1 rRNA gene is annotated in these 2,500 nt (G+C 50.1%); it reads right to left on the reverse strand.

Annotated features, from left to right (window positions below):
* A 23S ribosomal RNA gene (locus SD31_RS14420) occupies nt 1-2,386 on the reverse strand; the annotation flags it as partial.
* Nucleotides 2,387-2,500 lie beyond the last annotated feature (114 nt).

The following is a 2,500-nucleotide window of genomic DNA, read 5'->3' on the forward strand; positions in this document are numbered from 1 at the left end:
CTTTCGACCCTGCTCGGCTTGTAGGCCTCACAGTCAAGCAAGCTTTTGCCATTGCACTCCGCGTACGGTTACCAAGCGTACTGAGCTTACCTTTGAAAGCCTCCGTTACCTTTTTGGAGGCGACCACCCCAGTCAAACTACCCACCAAACAATGTCCTCGCTATTCAGCAAGTTAGAAACCGAATACAGAAAGGGCGGTATTTCAACGTCGTATCCACGAATCCTGGCGAACCCGCTTCATATACTCCCGCCTATCCTACACATCCTGTATCCAATCTCAATGTTAAGCTATAGTGAAGGTTCATGGGGTCTTTCCGTCCCGTTGCGGGTAACCGGCGTCTTCACCGATACCACAATTTCACCGAGCTCATGGCTGAGACAGCGCCAGATCGTTACACCATTCGTGCAGGTCGGAACTTACCCGACAAGGAATTTCGCTACCTTAGGACCGTTATAGTTACGGCCGCCGTTTACTGGGGCTTCGATTCAATGCTTCGCCTTATGACTAACATCCCCTCTTAACCTTCCAGCACCGGGCAGGTGTCAGGCCTTATACCTCATCTTTCGATTTTGCAAAGCCATATGTTTTTGCTAAACAGTCGCCTGGGCCTTTTCACTGCGGCTGCTCATCACAGAGACAGCGCCCCTTCTCCCGAAGTTACAGGGCCATTTTGCCGAGTTCCTTAGCCATGATTCACTCGAGCACCTTAGGATTCTCTCCTCGACTACCTGTGTCGGTTTACGGTACGGGTTTTCTTTACCTGAAGCTTAGCGGTTTTTCTTGGAAGTCTGATTACCTGCTCTATCAGCGCCCCCGTAGGTTTGCTGTACTATTGGGCCTCAGCAAGAACTGCGGATTTGCCTACAGCTCCTATACCTACACCCTTTAACGAACTATTCCGTCAGTCCGCGGCAGTGTCACTACTCCGTCTCCACATCGCAGTAAAGAAAAGTACTGGAATATTAACCAGTTGTCCATCGGCTTCCTCCTTTCGGATGCGCCTTAGGCCCCGACTAACCCTGATCCGATTAGCGTTGATCAGGAAACCTTAGTCTTTCGGTGGGCGGGTTTCTCACCCGCCTTATCGTTACTTATGCCTACATTTGCTTTTCTATAAAGTCCACCACACGTCACCATGCGGCTTCTCCCTCGATAGAATGCTCCCCTACCACTCTCGCTTAATGCAAGAATCCATAGCTTCGGTAGTGTTCTTGATGCCCGTTTATTATCCACGCCCGGTCGCTCGACTAGTGAGCTGTTACGCACTCTTTAAATGAATGGCTGCTTCCAAGCCAACATCCTAGCTGTCTGGGCAACCGGACCTCGTTAGTTCAACTTAGAACACATTTGGGGACCTTAGCTGATGGTCTGGGTTCTTTCCCTCTCGGCCTTGGACCTTAGCACCCAAAGCCTCACTGCCGATAATATCTCATAGCATTCGGAGTTCGTCTGGATTTGGTAGGATTTGACTCCCCCGCACCCAATCGGTAGCTCTACCTCTATAAGACTCTAATATCGACGCTGTTCCTAAAAACATTTCGGGGAGTACGAGCTATTTCCCAGTTTGATTGGCCTTTCACCCCTACCCTCAGGTCATCCGGAAACTTTTCAACGTTTATCGGTTCGGTCCTCCAGTTGGTGTTACCCAACCTTCAACCTGCCCAAGGGTAGATCACAAGGTTTCGCGTCTACCTCCACTGACTATACGCCCTATTCAGACTCGCTTTCGCTGCGGCTCCGCGACTTAATCGCTTAACCTCGCCAGTGAAGAGTAACTCGTAGGCTCATTATGCAAAAGGCACGCTGTCATCCCGCCAAAGACGGGACTCCAACCGCTTGTAAGCACACGGTTTCAGGTTCTTTTCACTCCCCTGTTCGGGGTTCTTTTCACCTTTCCCTCACGGTACTGGTTCACTATCGGTCTCTCAGGAGTATTTAGCCTTGCCAGATGGTGCTGGCGGATTCCCACAGGATTACTCCGGTCCCGCGGTACTCAGGATACCTCCAGAATATCGTTCTTTACCTGTACGGGGCTATCACCCTGTATCGCCCGGCTTCCCATCCGGTTCCAGTTCATCCCGATATCCTTAGTGAAGGTCCTACAACCCCGTTATTGCCGTAACAATAACGGTTTGGGCTCTTTCCCGTTCGCTCGCCACTACTTGGGAAATCACTATTGTTTTCTCCTCCTACGCCTACTTAGATGTTTCAGTTCAGCGCGTTCGCGTCTTTTAGACAACTACCCTTCAGGTAGTTAGGTTACCCCATTCGGAAATCTGCGGATCTATTCGCGTTTGCCAATCCCCGCAGCTTATCGCAGCTTACCACGTCCTTCGTCGCCTCTGAGAGCCTAGGCATCCCCCGTGTGCCCTTTATTACTTTCTTCTTCTCATAGCCCTTTTGCTAACTATGAGAACGCTTCGTCTAGATTTATCCAGACTCCGCTGTTGTCTTATCGTTATCTTTTTCTTTCTTCCAATATGTCAAAGAACTCTTTTT

The sequence above is a fragment of the Sphingobacterium sp. T2 genome, assembly GCF_000814685.1.
Taxonomy (GTDB): domain Bacteria; phylum Bacteroidota; class Bacteroidia; order Sphingobacteriales; family Sphingobacteriaceae; genus Sphingobacterium; species Sphingobacterium thermophilum.